The 20,002-nt window shown below is 37.2% G+C and carries 20 protein-coding genes; 8 read left to right on the top strand and 12 right to left on the bottom strand.

Annotated features, from left to right (window positions below; genetic code table 11):
• Positions 1–46: 46 nt before the first annotated feature.
• From gatA to pheT, 7 genes are all read right to left on the bottom strand, one after another.
• A complete protein-coding gene (gene gatA, locus EO766_RS06145) occupies positions 47–1,498 on the bottom strand; it encodes an Asp-tRNA(Asn)/Glu-tRNA(Gln) amidotransferase subunit GatA (protein WP_074419571.1) in 1,452 nt (483 codons plus the stop codon).
• 29 nt (positions 1,499–1,527) lie between these two features.
• Positions 1,528–1,722, bottom strand: coding sequence for a Sec-independent protein translocase subunit TatA/TatB (locus tag EO766_RS06150; protein WP_068247538.1), 195 nt, complete (start codon positions 1,720–1,722; stop codon positions 1,528–1,530).
• Positions 1,723–1,854: 132 nt separating this feature from the next.
• Entirely contained in the window at positions 1,855–2,205 is a 351-nt protein-coding gene (gene rplS, locus EO766_RS06155) for a 50S ribosomal protein L19 (RefSeq protein WP_068247541.1), read from the bottom strand.
• A 69-nt stretch (positions 2,206–2,274) separates the two neighbouring features.
• Positions 2,275–3,840: a ribonuclease Y gene (rny, locus tag EO766_RS06160; RefSeq protein ID WP_074419570.1), complete on the bottom strand. Its 1,566-nt coding sequence runs from the start codon at positions 3,838–3,840 to the stop codon at positions 2,275–2,277.
• 122 nt (positions 3,841–3,962) lie between these two features.
• The gene (locus tag EO766_RS06165) at positions 3,963–4,292 is read right to left on the bottom strand and encodes a cell division protein ZapA (RefSeq protein WP_074419569.1); all 330 of its coding nucleotides are present in this window, start codon (positions 4,290–4,292) and stop codon (positions 3,963–3,965) included.
• A 1-nt stretch (position 4,293) separates the two neighbouring features.
• Positions 4,294–4,584, bottom strand: coding sequence for a hypothetical protein (locus tag EO766_RS06170; protein ID WP_074420391.1), 291 nt, complete (start codon positions 4,582–4,584; stop codon positions 4,294–4,296).
• 8 nt (positions 4,585–4,592) lie between these two features.
• Complete coding sequence (gene pheT / locus EO766_RS06175) at positions 4,593–7,016, bottom strand: phenylalanine--tRNA ligase subunit beta (RefSeq protein ID WP_287100802.1); 2,424 nt, start codon at positions 7,014–7,016, stop codon at positions 4,593–4,595.
• 543 nt (positions 7,017–7,559) lie between these two features.
• On the opposite strand from pheT, the gene dnaB reads away from it, so the two are divergent.
• A complete protein-coding gene (gene dnaB, locus EO766_RS06180) occupies positions 7,560–9,125 on the top strand; it encodes a replicative DNA helicase (RefSeq protein WP_287100803.1) in 1,566 nt (521 codons plus the stop codon).
• Positions 9,126–9,212: 87 nt separating this feature from the next.
• Here the strand turns inward: dnaB and EO766_RS06185 are convergent, their stop codons facing one another.
• Entirely contained in the window at positions 9,213–9,878 is a 666-nt protein-coding gene (locus EO766_RS06185; RefSeq protein ID WP_074421325.1) for a porin family protein, read from the bottom strand.
• Positions 9,879–10,140: 262 nt separating this feature from the next.
• On the opposite strand from EO766_RS06185, the gene EO766_RS06190 reads away from it, so the two are divergent.
• From EO766_RS06190 to EO766_RS06200, 3 genes are all read left to right on the top strand, one after another.
• Positions 10,141–10,842 carry an RsmE family RNA methyltransferase gene (locus EO766_RS06190; protein WP_068247562.1) on the top strand — a complete coding sequence of 234 codons (702 nt, stop codon included), beginning with the start codon at positions 10,141–10,143 and terminating at the stop codon, positions 10,840–10,842.
• An 8-nt stretch (positions 10,843–10,850) separates the two neighbouring features.
• Positions 10,851–12,572, top strand: a complete 1,722-nt coding sequence (locus EO766_RS06195; protein WP_218330554.1) for a L,D-transpeptidase family protein — start codon at positions 10,851–10,853, stop codon at positions 12,570–12,572.
• Between the two features lie 117 nt (positions 12,573–12,689).
• Entirely contained in the window at positions 12,690–13,163 is a 474-nt protein-coding gene (locus EO766_RS06200) for a ribonuclease H-like YkuK family protein (RefSeq protein ID WP_218330555.1), read from the top strand.
• Positions 13,164–13,251: 88 nt separating this feature from the next.
• On the opposite strand, the gene yihA is transcribed toward EO766_RS06200, so the two are convergent.
• The 3 genes from yihA to gpmI all read right to left on the bottom strand — a co-directional run bounded on the left by yihA (position 13,252) and on the right by gpmI (position 16,153).
• The gene (gene yihA, locus EO766_RS06205) at positions 13,252–13,893 is read right to left on the bottom strand and encodes a ribosome biogenesis GTP-binding protein YihA/YsxC (RefSeq protein WP_218330556.1); all 642 of its coding nucleotides are present in this window, start codon (positions 13,891–13,893) and stop codon (positions 13,252–13,254) included.
• A 76-nt stretch (positions 13,894–13,969) separates the two neighbouring features.
• Positions 13,970–14,473, bottom strand: coding sequence for a heme-binding domain-containing protein (locus tag EO766_RS06210; protein WP_218330557.1), 504 nt, complete (start codon positions 14,471–14,473; stop codon positions 13,970–13,972).
• A gap of 159 nt (positions 14,474–14,632) precedes the next feature.
• Positions 14,633–16,153 (bottom strand): 2,3-bisphosphoglycerate-independent phosphoglycerate mutase, encoded by a 1,521-nt coding sequence (gene gpmI, locus EO766_RS06215; protein ID WP_218330558.1) that lies wholly within the window; start codon positions 16,151–16,153, stop codon positions 14,633–14,635.
• Positions 16,154–16,265: 112 nt separating this feature from the next.
• On the opposite strand from gpmI, the gene EO766_RS06220 reads away from it, so the two are divergent.
• From EO766_RS06220 to EO766_RS06235, 4 genes are all read left to right on the top strand, one after another.
• Positions 16,266–16,646, top strand: coding sequence for a DUF4783 domain-containing protein (locus EO766_RS06220; protein WP_218330559.1), 381 nt, complete (start codon positions 16,266–16,268; stop codon positions 16,644–16,646).
• A gap of 77 nt (positions 16,647–16,723) precedes the next feature.
• Complete coding sequence (gene nadC, locus EO766_RS06225) at positions 16,724–17,581, top strand: carboxylating nicotinate-nucleotide diphosphorylase (RefSeq protein ID WP_218330560.1); 858 nt, start codon at positions 16,724–16,726, stop codon at positions 17,579–17,581.
• Positions 17,578–17,925, top strand: a complete 348-nt coding sequence (locus tag EO766_RS06230) for a translation initiation factor (RefSeq protein ID WP_218330561.1) — start codon at positions 17,578–17,580, stop codon at positions 17,923–17,925. The genes nadC and EO766_RS06230 overlap by 4 nt, the downstream gene beginning before the upstream one ends.
• Positions 17,922–18,104 (top strand): hypothetical protein, encoded by a 183-nt coding sequence (locus EO766_RS06235; RefSeq protein WP_287100804.1) that lies wholly within the window; start codon positions 17,922–17,924, stop codon positions 18,102–18,104. The genes EO766_RS06230 and EO766_RS06235 overlap by 4 nt, the downstream gene beginning before the upstream one ends.
• Before the next feature lie 16 nt (positions 18,105–18,120).
• Here the strand turns inward: EO766_RS06235 and EO766_RS06240 are convergent, their stop codons facing one another.
• Complete coding sequence (locus EO766_RS06240; RefSeq protein WP_287100805.1) at positions 18,121–19,920, bottom strand: DNA polymerase III subunit gamma/tau; 1,800 nt, start codon at positions 19,918–19,920, stop codon at positions 18,121–18,123.
• Positions 19,921–20,002: the final 82 nt, after the last annotated feature.

Consider the following 20,002-nt stretch of genomic DNA (forward strand, 5'->3'; position numbering starts at 1 on the left):
TGCAGGATACTTAAACCAATGTTGGTGATAAAATTTATAGCAACAATTAATTCAAATGCGAAAGGTAATTACCCAATACCATAAGTTCGGTTTCTTTAAATTGGGGCATCATTACCTGCATACCAAAGGGCAAACCATTGCTGTGTTGAAACAAAGGCAAAGATACGCCGGGAATACCCACTAAATTGGCATATACAGTGTATATATCAGCCAAATACATTTCTACAGGATTGTTTCTTTTTTCACCTATCTTGAAGGCTGTACCCGGTACGGTGGGTGAAATGATAGCCTGATAATGCTCAAAAATATGGTCATTTTGTTCAACTAATAAACGTCTGAGTTGCTGTGCTTTACTAAAATAGGCATCATAATAACCGGCACTTAATACAAAAGTACCCAATAGAATACGACGTTGCACTTCTTTTCCGAAACCCTGGCTGCGTGATTTTTTATATAATGCAGTCAGGTCATCCTGTGCTGCCAAATCTGCCCGATAGCCATATTTTACCCCATCGTAACGTGATAAGTTACTGGAAGCTTCTGCAGTAGTTAAAACATAGTAAGTAGGTACCACATATTTTAGTAAAGGGAAATCAACCGGCTCTATAATGTGACCCTGTAAACGTAGCTTCTCAACACACTGGTGGAACGCCTTTGCTATTTCAGGATCTAAACCCGGATGTTCCAGCGCTTCTTTAAAATAGGCAATTTTAAAAGGTTCCTGTAGACTGCTTATACTGCTTTTTTGCAACAGATCGCTGTAGGCCGGAACAGGTTCTGCAGAAACAGTACTATCGTAGGCATCTTCTCCTGCAATTACTTCAAGCACCCTTGCAGTATCTTGCAAATGTTTGGAAAAAATACCAATCTGATCAAAGGATGAAGCATAAGCAATTAACCCATGCCTTGAAATTCGGCCGTAGGTAGGTTTAAACCCAACAATCCCACACCAATCGGCCGGCTGGCGTACAGAGCCTCCGGTATCACTTCCCAGACTTACCATACACATATCTGCCTGAACGGCTACAGCAGAACCACCGGAAGAACCACCGGGTACTTTGGTAATATCTGCAGCATTTTGAACAGGGCCATAAGCTGAATTTTCATTGGTACTGCCCATGGCAAATTCATCGCAATTATTGCGACCTATAATAATGGCACCTGCTTCAATTAATCGTTCAACTGCAGTAGCGGAATATAGTGAGGAGAAATTATTTAGAATGAGTGAGCCTGCAGTAACAGTATGATTGCAGTAACAAATTACATCTTTCAATGCAACCACTACCCCATGTAAATGACTCATTGTTTTGCCTGCCATTCGTTCAGAATCTAAAAAGGAAGCGCGGTCAAGCGCTTCTTTTTCATAAACTTCTATAAATGCGTTAAGGGAAGATTTTTTGCCAATATTGTCCAAATAATGTTGAACAGCCTCCACACAAGTAGTAGTGCCATTCAATAAATCATTGTGGTATTGAGCAATAGTGGTAAATGTAAACAAAACCCGTTACAGATATTGGTGGTTAATAATTACTTTGCAGCAGTTTCAGAGTCTTTTTCTTTCATTCCTTCCTGAAGTTCTCTTTTTACATTGTCTTTTGCATCATTAAACTCACGAATACCTTTTCCCAAACCACGCATAAATTCCGGTATTTTTTTTCCACCGAATAATACCAGGATTGCAATTAAAATAATAATCAGTTCGGGCATTCCTAAATTAGCCATAAAAAATTGATTTAAGAAGGTAAAGTTAGTACAAATTATTGTACCAAACATTAAGTTATCAAATAGAGGGATTAAGACTGCATAAAAAAGCGGAAGTTTAACAACTCCCGCTTAAATATTTGAATAATTTGACTAGAAACGTTTTTCTTTAATACGGGCACTTTTACCGCTACGTTCTCTTAAATAGAACAATTTAGCTCTGCGTACTTTTCCTTTTTTGTTTAAAACAATGGAATCGATATTGGGAGAGAAGAAAGGGAACAATCTTTCCACACCTACCCCATCAGAAATTTTGCGTACGGTAAAAGTTGCAGTAGCACCTGTGCCCTGCATTTTTAACACATCACCACGAAAACTCTGAATACGCTCTTTACCACCTTCTACAATTTTATAGTTAACGGTAATATTATCACCACTTTTAAATTTGGGATATTCTTTTTTGGCAATTAACTGCTCGTGTACGAATTGAACTGCTTCGCTCATAACTTTAATTTTTGCGGACGGCAAAGGTAACAGAAAATTTTAAATTTCAAACCAGAATTTATAAATAATTTATCTGGCTACATTAATGGCCCTTTTTTCGCGGATAACGGTTACTTTTATTTGCCCGGGATACGTCATTTCGGTTTGTATTTTTTGGGCTATTTCAAAGCTTAATTTATCACTATCACCATCAGACACTTTATCGGCCTCTACAATTACCCGTAACTCTCTTCCGGCTTGTATGGCATAAGCCTTTTCCACACCGGGATATGCCTGAGCCAGATTTTCAAGGTCTTTAATCCGCTGAATGTATTGCTGCATCATTTCGCGGCGTGCGCCCGGGCGTGCGCCACTAATAGCATCACAAGCCTGTACAATAGGAGAAATAACATACAACATTTCCATTTCATCGTGGTGGGCACCAATGGCATTCACTACTGCAGGGTTTTCGCCATATTTCTCGGCTAATTTGGCACCCAGTAATGCGTGGCTTAGTTCGGTTTCTTCGTCGGGCACTTTACCAATATCGTGTAACAACCCTGCCCGTTTTGCCAATTTGGGGTTCAGCCCTAATTCGCTGGCCATAATGGCACATAAATTGGCTGTTTCCCTGCTATGCATCAGCAGGTTTTGGCCATAGGATGAGCGAAAACGCATTTTCCCCACTATCCGAACTAATTCTTTATGCAACCCATGAATGCCTAATTCAATGACTGTCCTTTCACCAATTTCAATAATTTGCTCTTCTAACTGACGACGGGTTTTTTCAACCACTTCTTCAATACGTGCGGGGTGAATACGGCCGTCGGCAATTAGGCGTTGTAAACTTAAGCGGGCAATTTCTCTTCTTAACGGATCGTAAGATGATAATACAATTGCTTCCGGCGTATCATCAACAATTAAATCAACCCCAGTTGCAGCCTCAATAGCCCGGATATTTCTGCCTTCGCGACCAATAATCTGTCCTTTAATTTCGTCTGATTCCAAATTAAATACAGAAACTGTATTTTCAATGGTTTGCTCGGCAGCAGTGCGTTGTATGGATTGAATAACAATTTTGCGAGCTTCTTTATTGGCTTTTAAGCGAGCTTCTTCAATAATTTCCTGCTGCAAACCCAATGCCTGTGTTTGGGCTTCTGATTTCAGGCTTTCAATTAATTGTGCCTTTGCCTCTTCAGCCGATAAGGCAGCAATTTTTTCTAAACGGCGGATGTGTTCCTCCTGGTGTTTTTCCAGTTCGGTACGTTTTTGATTTACCACCTCAATCTGCCTGTTTAAATTGGCTTTAATCACTTCATTTTCTTTCAATTGCTTATCTAAAGCCTGTTCTTTTTGATTGATGGCAATTTCTTTTTGTTTGATACGTGCTTCAGCTTCGCCTAATTTTCGGTTACGCTCCAGCACGTCTTTATCGTATTCTGATTTTAGCTGAACAAATTTTTCTTTGACCTCTAATAATTTTTCTTTTTTAATATTTTCGGCTTTCAGCTCGGCTTCTTTCAAAATAGATTGTGCCTGAAAATTGGCTTCTTCTAATTTGCTTTTGGTATTTTTCGAGAATAATAACTTACCCGCAAGTACACCTGCAATTAAAGCAAGTAAACCAATTATAATGTATATAACTGTTTGGTCCATTTTGTTTGATATTTTTTAAATTAAACGCTGTCATTTTGCTTCCTCTAACTATCAAATGGATAATTTTAGTGAAGTTAATTTGCGAAGATAAATAAATTAAGTGAGTGATGGCGAACCTATAATCACTTCTTTATGAATGATTTTATAGGTTCATGAGCGCTTTGGTTTAAATACCCGTCAATCATGGCTTCTAATTGCTGTAATGATTCCATAATGGTTTGTTCTTCGGCCATGATGGGCAGGGGCATTTGGGTTTGTTCGGTTGCCAGCCACAGTAAAACCATAGCTACATAATCCTGCATATCTTTCCCTGCAAAAGCCTGTTTATATTCTTTTATTTTTTCATTAATAATTTTTACGGTCTTACGCAGCACTGCTTCATCATCGGGATGAATTTTGATTCGGTAATTCCTATCAGCAATAATAATATTTACGGTAATGAGTTGCTCCATTTCAGGCAGATTTTAATACAGCCAGCCAATGCTCAATTTCTTTGAGATAGCTGTTTACTTTGGTGGCTAATTCTTTTTTATCTGCATCATTCCAGGTATCTACTCCTATTTGCAATGCAGCTTTTGACTGTTCTAACTGTTCAATTTTTTGTGTTAATTCCATTTTAGCTGTATTGGCTTCGTGCAATTCCTGTTTTAATTGCTGGTTTTCTTTGGCTAACTTTTGTGCATACAGCCACAAATCCTGCATTTTTTGCTGTATCCGGCTTATTTGTTGGCTTAACTCCTGCATACTGGTGTTTATTTTCTGATAATAGCATTGGCCTCTGTTTCAAATGCCTGCATCAAAGACTGCATCATACTGTCAATCTCTTTATCGGTCAATGTTTTTTCTTCATCTAAAAAAGTAAAATTAATAGCCATTGATTTTTTATCTTTTCCCAATTTTTCATTTTCAAACACATCAAATAAATTCATTTGCTGCAAACGGAGCAACTTCATTTTATTTACAATGCTTTCCAATAATTGATAGGTGGTATTAACAGGAACAATCATAGCCAAATCGCGTTGTACGGCAGGGAATTTTGGTACTTCTTTATAAATAATAGCCGCATTTTTCTTTAATGCCAGTAATGCGCCAAAATCTATATCAATAAAAAGTACGGTTTGTTTTATATCAAATCGTTCGGTGAATGAAGGCGGCACCATTTCAACAATCCCAATTTGTTTTTTACCAACGCAAATTTTCAATTTGGCATGGGTACCCTCTGTTGCTTTCCACTGTACCTCTGCAATGCCGCACCATTGCATAATAGCCCGTGCAATGCCCTTAGCTTCAAAAAAATCGGCAGGTTTGGTTTGCAGTTTCCAGTTATCCTCTAATAATTTTCCGGTTAAGTATAATGACAGATGTTCTGTTTCCACGTATTTCCCCACTCCTTCTGTAGCATAGATTTTACCAAACTCAAATAAACGAAGCCGGTTGCTTTTTCTGTTGATGTTATAGGATATAATTTCCAGGCCGGTTTCTAACATGCCAGGGCGCATTACATCTAATTCGGCACTCAGGTTATTCATCATTTGCACGGTATGCTGTAATACTTCAACGGTAAAGTAGCGGCTATTGGTAATAGAATTGGTAACAATTTCATGGTATCCCAGCCCGGCCAAATAGTGAGCAATTTTTTCGCGAAGCTGTTCTTTTAAACCCAAAGTTTCAATAGACGGCGAAATGGTGATGGAAGTGGGAATATCTATATTATCCAACCCATCAATTCGCAACACTTCTTCTACTATATCAGCCGGCAGGCTAATATCTGGCTTATTAAATGGAACGGATATCCATAGTTCATCAATCCCCTCTTTTAACACTTCAAAACCAAGTGCTGTTAATATTCTTTTAACGGTATCTGGATGATAATTTTTACCACTTAACTTTTTTAAATAATGGTATTTAATGGCAATTTCCTTTTTTACTGCGGGTTGCGGATATACATCTACAATATCAGAACTGATGCTGCCTCCGGCTATTTCTTTTATTAACAAAGCAGCTCTTTTTAACACCTGAACAGTATTGGATATATCAATTCCTTTTTCAAAGCGGATGGCTGCATCAGTGCGTAACTGATGAGTGAGTGATGTTTTACGGATGTATGTGGCATTAAAGCAGGCACTCTCTATAAAAATATTAGTAGTTGTTTCCGAAACACCACTGGCGGCACCGCCAAATACACCGGCTATGCACATGGGTTCACCGGCTCCATTGCAAATCATTAAATCAGATGCATGCAATTTCCTCTCCTTTCCATCCAACGTAATAAAAGCGGTATTCTCTGGTAAGGTTTTTACAATAATGGCTTTACCCTGAATGGCCTTTACATCAAATGCATGTAATGGTTGTCCGGTTTCGTGTAATATAAAATTGGTAATATCTACCACATTATTAATAGAACGGATGCCAATTGACTGTAAGCTGTCTTTTAACCACTGGGGCGATGGGCCAACTTTAACACCGCTGATGGTAACACCACTATAGCGTGGACATGCTGATTCATTTTCAATGGTTACAGCAATGGGTAATGATTTTTCATCCGGCTTAAACGAATTATTGAATGGTAGTTTAACTTTTACTTCTTTTTTTTGATGGTGACTTAAATACGCACATACATCTTTTGCAACACCCAAATGGCTCATGGCATCCATGCGGTTGGGGGTTAGTCCAATTTCAAAAACAATATCACTATAAGGCTGAAAAAAATCAGCAACCGGTGCACCTGGAACGGCATCATGTGGCAATACAATAATACCTGCGTGGCTGGTACCTATACCAATTTCATCTTCGGCACAAATCATACCCTGGCTTTCAACACCACGAATTTTAGCTACTTTCATGGTTATCGGGGTGGCATTTACAGGATAGATGGTAGTACCTACAGGAGCTATCACTACTTTTTGCCCGGCTGCTACATTTTGTGCACCACAAACAATTTGTAAAGGATGCCCGGCACCAATATTTACGGTAGTTAATTTTAATTTATCGGCATTGGGATGCTGCTCGCAGGTTAGTACCTCCCCTGTAATAATGCCCTGCAATCCGCCTGGTACTGTTTCAAATTTTGAAAATTTTTCTACTTCAAGCCCTATAGAAGTTAATATTGCAGAAAGTTTTTCCGGTTCAATTGTTTTAGGTAAATACTTACTCAACCAGTTATAACTAATCGTCATATATCCTTAAATTAATTTGCTGTGTAATAAGCGCAAATATACTTGTTGCAGCCGGCAACTTAAACTTTTAAAACCGGTTTCAGAATTCTCGGTAATTAGGTTCAGCATTTTGCAGCTATTAATTTTTTTTACAAAAGCTGACTTACATTTAACAAAGACAAATGTTACCCTGCTTACACAGATATTTTTGTAGCACTACTATGTTTTTGGCAATTACAAAATAAGTAGCAATACACCAATTTTTCGGCTGTTTTTCTTTATACACAAGCCATGTTCATTTCCCGTACGGAAAAATTGTTTTTTGTGCACATACTACAAAAAACTGTGGAATAACCCCGAAATTTGTGTGTATAAGCACAATTATACTGTGAATGAAAAGTGGACGAAAAAGGATAAAAATTAAAGTCTGAAAATAGGGCGGGAACGATTTTCAACCATTATATTCGCAACCCTACTTGCCCAGGTAACAATTTCTTAACATAGCTATCCTGTTTCAAGCAGGCGGAAAACAAACTGTTTTACAATTTCAAATGGCCCATTATTATGGAGATTTCTAACATTAACAGAGATAAAAAAAGAAGAAAAACCACTGCCGATTTAAGCACCATGGTATTTGGCAAAATACCCCCACAGGCCAGAGAATTAGAAGAAGCAGTGTTGGGTGCCATTATGCTGGAAAAAAGTGCTTTCGACAGTTTAATAGATACCAATCTTAAACCCGAATGTTTTTATGTAGAAGCACATCAAATCATTTTTACTGCCATGCAAGATATGCAGCAGCGTGGTGTGCCCATCGATATTTTAACGGTGGTGGAAGAATTGAAAAGGAAAGAACAATTAGAAATAGTTGGAGGCCCTTATTTCATTACTAAATTAACCAATGCAGTAGTTAGTACAGCCCATATTGACGCCCATGCCCGTATTATTTTGCAAAAATTTATTCAACGCGAATTAATTAGAATCAGTGGCGAAATTATTGGTGATGCTTATGAAGACAGCACTGATGTATTTGATTTGCTGGATGATAGTGAAACCAAAATGTTTAACATCACCAATAATTACCTCAAAAAGAATTTTGAAGATATTGGTAATGTATTAGCCAAAACCATTAACAGAATTGATGAGTTAAGAACCAGAAAAGAAGATATTTCCGGCGTACCCAGCGGCTTTAACTCATTGGATCGCATTACCTACGGTTGGCAATCAACCGATTTAATTATTCTGGCAGCCAGACCATCTGTAGGTAAAACAGCATTTGCATTAAACCTTGCCCGTAATGCCGCTTTAAACCCCATTAAACCGGTTGGGGTTGGTTTCTTTAGCCTTGAGATGAGTGCTTCACAATTGGTACAACGTATTTTAAGTGCTGAAAGTGAAATACCAATTGAAAAAATTTCCAGAGGTAAATTAGAAGACTACGAATACCAGCAATTGCATACCAAAGGTATTAAACGATTAGAGAAAGCACCATTGTTTATAGATGATACGGCAGCACTCAATATTTTTGAATTTAGAGCCAAAGCAAGACGATTAGTGAACAAACACAATGTAGGTTTAATTATTATTGACTACCTGCAGTTAATGAGCGGTACTGGCGATAGAAATGGGAACCGCGAACAGGAAATCAGCACCATTTCACGCAACTTAAAAGCATTGGCCAAAGAGCTGGGCATTCCCATTATTGCCCTTTCACAGTTAAGCCGTGCCGTAGAAACCAGAAAAGAAAGCAAAATGCCACAGCTAAGCGATTTGAGAGAATCGGGTGCCATTGAGCAAGATGCAGATATGGTAATGTTTATTTACAGGCCCGAATATTATGAAATTGGCGCAAACGAAATGGGCGAAAGCACAAAAGGTGAAACGCATATCAGAATTGCCAAACATAGAAATGGTTCATTAGAAACCATTAAATTAAAAGCCCTGTTGGAAATTCAAAAATTTGAAGAAGTGGATGAGTCTGGCTTTCAAGGTGGTAACTGGAAACAATTAAAACCCGGTGCTGTTCCTCCACCCGGTAGTGGTAATGATGGCGGTAAATTATATATTCAAAAAGGTAGTAAAATGAACGGGGGCGATTTTGACGAAGGTTTTGAAGAACCACCTTTCTAATCACACAGCTAAAATTGTTGACATAAAAAAAGAGGCACCCCATTTGAAGCGCCTTTTTTGTATTGACTCAACCCAAAAATTTGTCCTTTATTTCCAAGGTACCAGATAAGCCACAGTAAAACCAATTACACTATTGGCAAAGCGGGTGCTTCCTGTTGGGTATATATTGCCAAACCCATTGGTTAAGGTGGCTTTGAACTCAAATTGATGGTATGCCAAACCAACCAACACATCATACCCAAAATCAAGCGGCTTTACATAAGTTGTGCCCGATGTATAATAAGGATTATTAGAGAATTTTACTTTATTATTTACAACAGTAGTATTACCTGAAATCTCTTCATCTGTACCTTTTTCTGTACCTGAAATGCCTACTGCACCATAAAAACCGGCACCAACCAGAGCCTTCAGTGTTTTGTTGAGTGGAATACTATATTGTAAATTCAAGGGAATTTGTATATAATTAAACTTAGAGGTAGTACTGGCACCCGTAGTAGCAAAAACAGTTTTGTCTTTCCTGCCACCTTTTTGGAAGAAGATTAAACCCGAGCTGGCAGAGAAATGTTTATTCAATGTTTGTTCAGCAACAATACCAGCCTGAAATGTAGGGATTCGGGAAAGATTAAAATACTGAATATCACTTCCTTGATCAATGAATCCACTGGTATTATACCCAACTTCTACCCCTAATTTTAATTGGGCAAATGATGCGGTTGTACATAGGCAAAAGATAATTAAAAAGAATTTCCTCATAAATTTTTATTTATTAATAGAGTGCAAAAGAACATCAAAGGCTGCGAAGTTATGCGTAAAAAAATGTTAACAGTTGCCCATATTTTCAAATATTAAAAGCAAGAAGTACAACTTTTTTAAAGAAATTTGATTCGCAAAATTGCGTAACCATAAGTGCCGGCGCCTTATTTCATACCAAAAAATCATTGATAAATGGTATTGCCTGCATCGTAAATAACATCTATTTTTATCAAAATTTAATTTTTTCTTCAACCTATATAGCATGGATTTGCCTTATTTCTTTGAGCAGGTGCTTCCAAATAAGCATCAAACTATCCGCTTAAGTGCAGAAACACATAAACACAGTGCACAGGTACTTCGCATGAAACCAGGTGATGGCTTATTACTTACCAATGGCAATGGCTTACTTTGTAAAGCCACTATATCAGAAACCGATAAAAAACAAACACTGGTTACCATTACTGAGCAGGTACAACACCCCCAACCTGAAAGAAAAATTTCAATTGGCCTTTCCTTATTAAAAAATGCAGGACGATTTGAATGGTTTTTAGAAAAAGCAACTGAACTGGGTGTTTATGAAATTATTCCCCTGCTCTGCAAACGAACCGAAAAACAACATTTTAGATACGAAAGAATGCAACAAATTACCATTGCGGCTATGTTGCAAAGTAAACAAACTCGGCTGCCGGTTTTACAGCAACCCACTACCGTTTACAGCGTTTTATCACAACAAAAAAATAGTTGCAAACTAATTGCGCATTGCCACGAAGGGCATAAACAAACCATCCAAAAATTTCATTCGGAAAAAGAAATATGTATTTTAATTGGCCCCGAAGGCGATTTTACTGAAGAAGAAGTAGCACAAGCCATACAACAGCAATTTATACCCATTACTTTAGGTACCACCCGGCTAAGAACCGAAACCGCAGGAATAGTGGCCGCAACATTATCTATTTTGAACTAATTGAAATTATGCATAAAATCTACTCCTTATTTTTATTGAACAAACAGAACTTTCTCAAACTATTGAAACCCTACCGCTTGTTCATCATAAAAAAACCTCAACAAATTTCAAATACAAAATTAATCTGCCGGTTAAGCGCTATTGCAATGCTATTCAGCATTTGTTGCTTCAACACCTCCTGCCATTCAGGCAAAACAAAAGAAGTATTACGCGATACTTCAATTACCTACCATACTTCGTACAACAATTTGTTTTTCGACAGCATGCACCTGCAGGCTTTTTTAGATACGAATCCTGACTTACAAAAATTTACAACCCAATACAACGATTTTTATAAACAAAGAAATTTTGAATATGCCTGGTTCGACAGTACCAGCGTGGCAGAGCAGGCTGCTAATTTTATGAACCTGCTAAATAACAGTATTACCCATTTACAAGACAGTAGTCTGTACAATAAAAAACTTGTAACCAGTTATAATGAAATATTACAACACAAAAACAAGGTTTCCAGACAAAATATTTTGAATACAGAATTACTGTTAACCGGACAGTTTTTTGCTTATGCTGCACAAACGTACAAAGGCAGCGATATTGATGCAACCACACTTGGATGGTTTATACCGAGAAAAAAAGTTGACTTAACTGCTTTGTTAGATTCCACCATTAAATATAAAAATGCAGCACCTTATATTCCGCTGAACAATCAATACAACCAATTAGAATCATTTTTGGAAAAATATATCAGCTTACAAAAAAACTATCCTACAGATAGCATTCCCTGCCCTTCTAAATTATTGAAACTTTACCAGGCAAATGAAATTATACCAACAATTAAGTACCGCTTGTTTTTACTCGGCGATTTATCTCATAACGATTCTACCAATTTGTTTGACAGCAGCCTACTGATAGCCGTAAAACATTTTCAAAAAAGAATGGGATTGTTAGAAGATGGCGTAATTGGGAAGAACATGATAGAACAATTAAATGTGCCCATTGCCGAACGCATCAGGCAAATTTTGGTAAACTTAGAACGCATCAGATGGATGCCAGCAGATAGTGACAGTGATTACATTATTGTAAACATTCCCGAATACAAATTGCATGTTTATCATGATGGGAAAACATTGTTTAACATGAATGTTATTGTAGGAAAAACCACCAACAATACCGTTATTTTTAATGGAAAATTGAAATATATTGTTTTTAGCCCTTATTGGAATGTACCACCCAGTATTGTACAAAAAGAAATTTTGCCGGGTATGAAAAAAGATCCCAACTATCTGGCAAAAAACAATATGGAAATAACCGGTACCAGCAATGGATTACCCATTGTTCGGCAAAAACCAGGACCCGGAAACTCATTGGGTTTGGTGAAGTTTTTATTTCCCAACAATTTCGATATTTACTTACACGATACCCCCAACCATGAATTATTTGATGCCACAACACGCACATTTAGTCATGGTTGTATCCGCATCAGTAATCCTAAAAAATTTGCACAATATTTATTAAGTGCAGATACGGCGAGTGTTTATACGAATAAAGTAATTGACAGCCTGATGCATTTAAGCAAGGAAAAATGGGTAAGCTTACCCCAACCGATACCTGTTTATATTGTTTATTTTACTGCCTGGGTAGATGCCGATGGGCAATTAAACTTTAGAAAAGATATTTATGGCCATGATGCCAGAATGAAAGAGAAGCTTTTTATGAAACAGGAAAAAAAATAAAATTTCGGCCTCTTAATTGCTCTTTTTTCCTGACACCCAATGCATAAAATGTGCAGTTAATAATAAATTAATGGTTTTGGAATATAAAAAACCGTAATTTCAAAAAACTTAATTTTTATGCATTGGAGAAAATTCAATGGAGAAAACATCCATCTTCCCATCAAAAAAGCGGTGGAAGAAGCCATTAAAAAAGAAAGAGCAAACGGCACGCGGTTAAAAGTATGCATTGGTACCGACAGCCAGGTAAAAGGAGAAGATACCGAATTTGCAACTGTAATTGTTTTTTTAAGGGAACACAACGGTGGTTTTATGTACATCCACAATGAAAAAACCAAGCAGAAATTTCACATCAAAGAGCGCATGTTACAGGAAGTAGCCAAAAGTATTGAAGTGGCTTATGAGCTTTGCGATTTGTTTATTGCCTGGGATGTTGAAATGGAAGTACATGCAGACATTAATACCAATCCCGGTTTTAAAAGTAATGATGCTTTAAAAGAAGCAATGGGTTACATTCTCGGAATGGGCTTTGCATTTAAAGCCAAACCCGAAGCCTTTGCCAGTAGTTGTTGTGCCGACAAAGTGGTGAATTAATATTCATCCTTTACTACAAATTTGTTTTCAGCAACTATAAAAGTTGTTGTGGCAAATGCACCGCTTTACTTTACAAAAATTACCTATTCTATCTAATCATCTCATTCTCTGCAGCTCTTAAATTATTTTGTTCAATAAAAAGTAGTACTTCTTCTCTGCCGGTTTTCTTCTCGGCACTGGTTATAAAAACCTGTGGCAAAAATTGCCAGGTTGACTTTAAAGTATCTATAAACAATTGCACGTTTCTGGAAACTACACCCGGTTTTTCTTTATCGGCCTTTGTAAAAATAAGGCTAAAAGGCACTTCCCATTTGTCTAACTGATTCACAAATTCAAGATCATTTTTTTGTGGTGCATGCCTGCTATCTATCAACACCATTACCTGCAATAAATTAGGCCGTTTTCGCAAATAATTTTCAATCATCTGCTCCCATCGCCTTCTATCGGTTTGTGAGCGTTTTGCATAACCATACCCCGGCAAATCAACCACATACCATTGCTGCTTTTGCTTTTGCCTGGTACTGCTTTCCACTAAAAAATGGTTAATCAGTTGTGTTTTGCCGGGTGTTGCCGATGTTTTGGCTAGGCTTTTTTGCCCGGTAAGCATATTGATTAGGGAAGATTTACCTACATTACTTCGGCCAATAAATGCATATTCCGGTTTATCGGCCGGTGGACACTTATCGAATGAAGGAGAAGAAATAAGATATTTTGCTGTATGAATAATCATGCTGCAAAATACAATAAAAAAAGGCCAACAGTTATAAAACTGTAAGTCCAATTTATGAAGATATGAAATGGTTGTACTATTTTTTACGTTTGGGCATTACCAAACTATCTGCAGGGTAGTGTGCTTTAATAGAATCGCGAACCGCATCAAACCAATTATACAGGGTTCCTTTTTCAGCATCCGTTAAAATTGCATCGCGATGAATGAGCGTATATGATTCTAAGGGCATTTCTCCTTCTTTAATTTGTTCCTTACAATCTTCCAATCGTTTATATTGTTTAGCCACTCGCATTGAAGTAAAATCACTGAAATTTAAATGCCGTTTTCCGGATTTTACATGGTCATCTAAAAACCAGGCTACCGGTTGAATATTGTTATACCAAGGGTAACGGGTATTATTGGAATGACAATCATAACAAGCCTTTGAAAGAATTGCTTCTACATTTTGTGAAACTGGATAATGCAATTTAATATCAGCAGGCAATGTCTCAACTGACTGGTTTTTAGCCGGGCGAATAAATTGAATAATGATAAATATACCTAACAAAACCAGGATAAATCGAAGTATAATTTTTTTCATGTGTCGTATTTTTATAGATAAAGTTTTTAAATCATTTAATCATCCCGACCATTTTATCATTCAACTCATCTTCCTTCAAGCAATTTTATAAAACAATGCTGCACGCTAAAATCAAAAGGTGCAGCATTATCATTGCTTTGCTAAAAATAAGTATTCCCTTTAATCAATCAAAATATTGCCTGTCATTTCTTTGGGAATAGGTAATTGCATCATTTTTAAAATGGTTGGAGCAATATCACCCAACTTACCGGGATGCAAATTTCCATGCCAGTTATTATCTATTACAAACAGTGGAACCAGATTTAAAGAATGTTGTGTATTCGGCGTTCCATCCTCATTAATCATGTTATCGGCATTACCATGATCGGCGGTAAGAAAAATAATATAATCTTGTTTTAATGCAGCTTCTACTACCCTTTTTACGCAGGCATCTACTGTTTCTACTGCTTTAATTACGGCAGAGAGTACCCCGGTATGTCCCACCATATCTGCATTGGCATAATTCAAACAAATAAAATCGGTATCACCTTTTTCTATTTCAGGAATGAGTTTATCTGTTAATTCAACTGCACTCATTTCAGGTTTTAAATCGTAAGTGGCCACTTTGGGCGAGGGTACCATAATACGTGATTCGCCCTCAAAGGGAACTTCCCTTCCCCCACTGAAAAAGAAAGTAACATGCGGATATTTTTCAGTTTCAGCAATTCTGATTTGTTTCTTTCCGGCAGCAGCCAATACTTCGCCCAAAGTATTGTTCAGATTATCATTTTCAAAAATAATATGTACATTATGAAAGGTTTTGTCATACTCCGTCATGGTAGTATAATCAATTTTCAAAGCATGCATGTTAAAGTCAGGATGATCGTTTTGGGTCAATACATCGGTAATTTCGCGGCATCGATCCGTTCTAAAATTAAAACAGATGGCCACATCACCATCCTGAATAGTTGCCACCGGTTTATCATTTTCAAAAATTACCGTGGGTTTAATAAATTCATCAGTAATATCTGCAGCATAAGATTGTTCGATGGCATGAACCGCACTGTTAGCCGTATTGCCTGTACCCATTACCATGGCATTGTAAGCTAATTGAATGCGCTCCCAACGTTTATCTCTATCCATGGCATAATACCTTCCGCTAACGGTGGCAATTTTACCTACGCTGGTTGTTAAAAATTGTTGCAGGTCTTGCATAAAGCCTAAACCGCTTTTCGGATCACAGTCGCGCCCATCAGTAAATGCATGAATATATACTTCTTTTAATCCGTTTTCTTTACAAACATTGCATATTGCTTTTAAATGACTAATGTGGCTATGCACACCGCCATCGCTTACCAAACCCAGCAAATGCAAAGGTTTTTGTGCATTTTTGGCTTTTGAAATAGCTGCCAGCAGGTGTGCATTTTTGGCAAATGATCCATCGCGAATAGCTACATTTATACGCTGTAATTCCTGATAAACAATACGGCCAGCTCCTAAATTAAGATGCCCTACTTCACTATTGCCCATTTGTCCATCAGGCAACCCTACTGCTTCACCACAGGTTACTAAAGTTGTATGCGGATATTGATTGTACAAGGAGGTTACAAATGGCACATTGGCCTGTTGAATGGCATCGGCATGTTTATTCTTTCCGAGCCCCCATCCATCCATAATAATTAGTATTGCTTTCTTGCTCATAGCTACAAAGGTACTCAATTTGTTATTTCACCTTCCTACCCCTAACTTTAACTTTCGTTAAACATTTTATTTGGCATGTTTTTAGTGTAGGTTATATTATAAATTCAGTGTTATGAAAAAACTTTTATTGTTAATGGGTTTAGGAGTGGTTATGGCTTCTTTTACCTTTCAGAGTGATGTATCGGAAATTGTGAACGCCCTGAAGAGTGCCAATGCAGAAAGTGTATCCGGTTATTTTGACAGTTATATAGATTTAACCCTACCCGGTAAAGAAGAAGTTAAAAATATAGGGAAAAATCAGGCAGGGATTGCATTAAGAACATTTTTTAATGATGCCGGCATTCAAGGTTTTGAACTTACTTCACAACGGGAAGCCGGTACCACTATGTACATGGCCGGAAAATTAAATGGGAAAAACAGGGGATATAATATTACACTGTTATTAAGAAACAAAGATGGGCATCACCAAATTATATCCGTCCGAATAAATTAAAGCTTTTCTAAAACCATTCATATAAAGCTCTCTTAATTTTCGAGGGCTTTTTTTATGAAACATATTATATTGCCAACATGATAAATTTTGAAGAAAGATTAAACCATTTAATAATAGAAGCATTAAAAGAAGATATTGGTGATGGAGATCATACAACACTTTCGTGTATTGCAAAAGATGCTAAGGGTAAAGCCGTTTTAAAAATTAAGGAAGCAGGTATTTTAGCCGGGGTGGCAGTGGCACAAAAAATTTTTCATTTTGTTGAACCTGAAGCCGAATTTGAAATTTTTAAAGAAGATGGCACCGCTATGCTACCCGGTGATAGAGCATTTGAAGTAAACGCATCAGTACGCACTATTTTATCGTGCGAAAGATTAGTTTTGAATTGTATGCAACGGATGAGTGGAATTGCTACACTTACACATGCATTTGCAGAAAAAATAAAGCACTATCGTACGCAATTATTAGATACAAGAAAAACCACACCTAATTTCAGATTATTGGAAAAAGAAGCAGTGCGTATTGGTGGCGGTACCAACCACCGGTTTGGTTTATTTGATATGCTGATGTTGAAAGACAATCATATTGATTATGCCGGAGGAATTGAAAATGCCATTAACCGCTCTTGGCAATATGTACAACAACATCCGCATTTAAAAATTGAGATAGAAGCTCGAAATGTAAACGATGTAGCCACAATTTGTAAAGTAGGAAAAGGTAAAATTTTTAGAATATTATTAGACAATTTTACCCCTATTCAAATTGCTGAAGCATTACACATCATTCAACAGCAATTTGAAACTGAAGCCAGTGGTGGTATTCATTTAGAGAATATAGAAAGCTATGCGGCTACAGGAGTGGATTATATTAGTGTAGGCGGATTAATTCACCAGGCTAAAAGTGTGGATTTAAGTTTAAAAGCAATGTTGTTATGAACAAAAAAAACAAAACAGATATAAGAGGTTTTGTATACAGTACAGATCCGCAGTTTGAATTTGTACACAACAATGAAACGAAAGCAACACTGCCGCCGGAAAAACAAAAACTAACCATACATTTAGATACCAAGCACCGGGGCGGTAAAACTGTTACCATCATAAAAGGTTTTATTGGAACAGAGGATGATTGTGTTTTATTAGGCAAACAACTGAAACAATATTGTGGCACAGGTGGCAGTGTAAAAGATGCAGAAATCATTATTCAGGGCGACCAGCGCGATAAAATATTGCAATGGTTGCATAAATACAGCTATCAACTTTCTAAAAAAGCAGGCGGATGATACTGAATGCAACAGGTGCTATTTACTATTTTTATGTAATGCTTTTTGCAGCAGCATTCTTTGCATTGTTTTATGGCATTGCTGTTTTGTATAAAGCCGTACATCATAAAGCTGTTATTGCCATGGTTTGCATAACAGTAGTTTCGTTTTTTACCACTGGTAATATTCCAGTGAATTAACTTAACGTTCATTGTATTATAAATCCAAGGCCAACCGCAAACGCTCTTTCAACTCTTTTAATAAGGGATATTTTTCAGCCATTTTCTCAAAACGTTGCTTACTGTTCAACGAGAGTTGATCAGGTACTTCATCTGGAATCGTGTTTTCTACCAAAATATGAAAACGAATGCCTCTGTTATTGAATGCCTGCTGAATAAAATCGGTTAGCTGCATTTTTTCCTGTTCAATAAATTTTTGTTGCGTTAAAGCCTGAACGGTTACAGAAAAGCACACCTCATCTATCAGTTCTAATTTTGCCATTTTTAAGGTTCCAACGGTAGCAGGTTTTCCGCCATCTTGTTGCAGCTTTTCACAAAAATCATTCCAGCAGGCTTTTAATTTTTCTATCTGCAAATCTTCTGCTTCCTGCACCTGCAATACTTCAACATCTTCTTTTACTTTAGCCCTTAAAATATCTAAGAGATTTTTTTTATTATCTGTTTGTAGTGTTTGCTTGAGAATCTTTTTTTCAGCAGTAGTTTTAGGCTCCTGAACAACCGATTGCGGTAACGGCGCTGCAACAGGTGTAGCAGGACGCTCTTGCTCAATCATTAATTTTGCAGCGGGTGCATTTGTTGATTTTGGAGGATGGTATTGCGGAATGGTTTTTTGCTGCAATGCAAAAGGCCTATCCGTTATTTTTTTTTTTACAACCGACCCTTGTTCAGTAAATAGTTGTATGGCTTGTTGCAAAAAGCTGAGTTTAATGAGGCACAACTCCACATGCAGCCTTTTATTGCGGGCCATTTTAAACTGTATTTCTGCTTCATTCAAAATATTTAAGGCACTAATTAAATAAGAAGCATCTACTACATTGGCTGTAGCAGCATACTGTTCCTGCCTTCCTTCCAACACATCTAATAATACTGCAGCACGGGCATCTTTACACAGCAATAAATTTCTCATGAAAGAAGCAAAGCCATTCAGCACCAAATCGCCCTCAAAACCTTTTTGGTTAATTTCTTCATACAACAGCATGGCGCCAGCCATATCCTGTTTGTATAAGGCATCTAAGAGTTTAAAATAGTAATCGTCATCTAAAATATTAAGATGTTCTACCGTGTTTTGATAAGTTAACACCCCATTGGTAAAACTTACAATTTTGTCCAGAATACTCAAAGCATCCCGCATACATCCTTCACTTTTTTGAGCAATGAGTTGAAGAGCAGTTTTCTCGGCAGATATATTTTCTTTTTCAATAATTTCTTCTAAATGTTCCACCGTATCGATAATGGTAATTCGTTTAAAATCGAATATCTGGCAACGGGAAAGAATGGTGGGTAAAATTTTATGTTTTTCGGTTGTAGCCAGAATAAAAATGGCATAAGAAGGTGGCTCTTCTAGCGTTTTTAAAAAAGCATTGAAGGCACTGGTACTTAACATGTGTACCTCATCTACAATGTATACTTTGTATTTGCCTGCCTGCGGTGCAAAACGAACCTGATCAACCAGATTCCTGATATCTTCCACCGAATTATTACTGGCCGCATCTAATTCATGAATGTTCATTGAATTACCTGCATCAAAAGAAACGCAACTGGTACAGGTATTACAAGCCTCTCCTTCAGGGGTTGGATTGGTACAGTTAATGGTTTTAGCCATAATACGGGCACAAGTGGTTTTGCCTACTCCTCTTGGGCCACAAAACAAAAAAGAGTGCGCTATCTGATTGTTTTTAATTGCATTTTTTAAAGTGGTAGTAATATGTTTTTGGCCCACAACCATATTAAAATTTTGTGGGCGATACTTACGTGCCGAAACAATAAAATTTTCCATACAAATTGCAAGATAACAAATGCAATTTCAATCGGGGCAACAGAAAAAAGTTATGTGCAAAAATTAACCCTTCTTACACCCG

Source organism: Hydrotalea sp. AMD (assembly GCF_004100315.1).
GTDB lineage: Bacteria > Bacteroidota > Bacteroidia > Chitinophagales > Chitinophagaceae > Hydrotalea > Hydrotalea flava.